This is a genomic window from Mucilaginibacter sp. P1_D10 (genome assembly GCF_056406215.1).
In genome coordinates this window covers 1-1,889 of record NZ_JBFUAP010000040.1, presented here as the reverse complement: position 1 = coordinate 1,889, position 1,889 = coordinate 1, and the positions used below count along the sequence as shown (strand labels likewise).

The window sequence follows — 1,889 nt, the reverse complement described above, 5'->3', positions numbered from 1 at the left end:
CAACCAACCAACAATGAACCAATTAAAAAACCTTAAAATCCTTTTATAAGATGGATAAAAATTTACAAAAGAGAGTGAAATACCGAATTTCATTAATTATTATGGGCATGTTTCTTTTTATTTCGGCCCATGCACAAACCTTAAATATCACCGGAAAAGTAACAAGTGCCGAGAGTGGCGAGCCCATGCCGGGCGTAAACGTTAGGATCAAAGGGACAACTATCGGATCCGTAACGGGTGTAGACGGGAACTATTCCATCTCGGCGGCACCGGGAAACATCCTCGTTTTTAGCTTTTTAGGTTTCTCCACCCAGGAGATAAACGTTAAACTAACCGGTACAATAAATGTTAAGCTGAGTTCTACCTCCAGTAACTTAAATGAAGTGGTGGTAACCGGTTATGCCCGCACCAAAAGGAAGGACCTTACCGGTGCGATAAGTTCAATATCCGGGAACGACCTACGCCAAACCCAACCCACTACTTTCGACCAGGCCCTGCAGGGCAAGGTTGCCGGGGTTGTGGTCCAGCAGGTATCGGGGCAACCGGGCGGCGGCGTATCTATCCAAATACGTGGCGTATCGTCCATAAGCGGCTCTAACTCCCCACTGTACGTTATAGATGGTATTATTATCCCGCCGGTTGGCGATCCCGGGAAAGGTTCCAACCCATTGAATAGCATCAACCCCGCCGAAATTGAATCGATAGACGTATTGAAAGATGCTTCGGCAACAGCCATATACGGTTCGCAGGCAACCAATGGCGTGGTTGTTATTACTACAAAAAGGGGCAAATCGGGGGCACCGCAGATAACTTATGATGTCTATTCGGGCTACCAGGAAATAATGAAGCGGCTCCCTACCGTAAACCTGCAACAGTTTGCTACTATACTTAACGCACGGGCCGTTGCCTGGGGCTTTGATGCCAGGCCCCAATTTGTCAACCCTCAATACCTGGGCCTTGGCACCGACTGGCAAAAGGAATTATTCCGGAAGGCTCCGATGATGAATCACACCATTACGGTAAGTGGCGGAGATGCCCGGACCCAATATTTGCTGTCAACCTCGTATTTTAACCAGCAGGGGATAGCCCTTGGGTCTGATTTTACCAGGTACTCGGTACGCTTGAACCTGGACAATAAAACCACTAACTGGCTAAAAATAGGCACCAGCCTTCAATTGGCGCACGTTGATGAAAATGTAAGTGCAACCGGCAGTAGTGTAATTGGCACCGCATTAAGCATTACCCCCGATGTTCCGGTAGCCAACTCTGACGGTTCCTGGGGTGGCGTCACCGACCCTAACGGTTGGGTAACGCCTGTTGCCAACCCGGTGGCATTGGCGAAAATTATCAGAGACCAAAGAAGGAGGAACCAGGTATTTGGCAACCTGTATGCCGAAATACAATTTACTAATGACCTATCGCTGCGGAACGAGGTATCCGGTAATTTCGATTTTAATACAGCAGACAGGTTTTCGCCAAGATATTCTTTTGGCAAAGGCACTCCCAGCCCTAACAGCGGTTCCTCTTCCGCCGGCCAGAATTTTTATATCGTAATACGCAACTTCCTGAATTATAACCATAATTTCAAAAAACTTCATTTCAATGCATTAGCAGGGCACGAAGCCCAGGAGAGCACTTTTGAAAATGTTGGCGCCGGGCGAAGGAATTTTGCTTCAGACAATGTACAGGCGATTAATGCAGGCGACGCTTCCACGGCCACAAACTACGGCGATAATTCGCAATCGAACCCTACGGGCGGCGGCGCGCAGGAATCCTATTTCGGCCGTGCCAATTTCTCATGGGACGATAAGTACCTGCTCACCGGCAATATACGTGCCGATGGCTCTGCAAATTTCCCGGCTGGCAGCCGTTGGGTTACTACCTATTCC

The 1,889-nt window shown here is 48.5% G+C and carries 1 protein-coding gene; it reads left to right on the top strand.

All coding sequences use genetic code 11. The features are described from left to right. Positions 1 to 50: 50 nt before the first annotated feature. Positions 51 to 1,889, top strand: a 1,839-nt coding sequence (locus tag AC1DYT_RS26650) for a SusC/RagA family TonB-linked outer membrane protein (protein WP_477472519.1), incomplete at its 3' end; no start/stop codon positions are given.